At 53.7% G+C, this 285-nt stretch carries 1 rRNA gene (cut by a window edge); it reads left to right on the forward strand.

Annotated features, from left to right (window positions below):
• Positions 1-285 (forward strand): 23S ribosomal RNA (locus tag ACFSO0_RS19760) (its annotated part extends 543 nt beyond the left edge of the window); the annotation flags it as partial.

Genomic DNA, 285 nt, shown 5'->3' on the forward strand with positions numbered 1-285 from the left:
CTAGCCATGTCCAGGGTGAAGGTAGGGTAACACCTACTGGAGGCCCGAACCCACGCACGTTGAAAAGTGCGGGGATGAGGTGTGGCTAGCGGTGAAATTCCAATCGAACTCGGAGATAGCTGGTTCTCCCCGAAATAGCTTTAGGGCTAGCCTCGGAATGAGAGTTTTGGAGGTAGAGCACTGATTGGGCTAGGGGCCCTCATCGGGTTACCGAACTCAGTCAAACTCCGAATGCCAATGACTTATGTCCGGGAGTCAGACGGTGAGTGCTAAGATCCATCGTCA

It is taken from the genome of Brevibacillus sp. GCM10020057 (assembly GCF_042683565.1).
In the GTDB taxonomy this organism is placed as follows: domain Bacteria; phylum Bacillota; class Bacilli; order Brevibacillales; family Brevibacillaceae; genus Brevibacillus.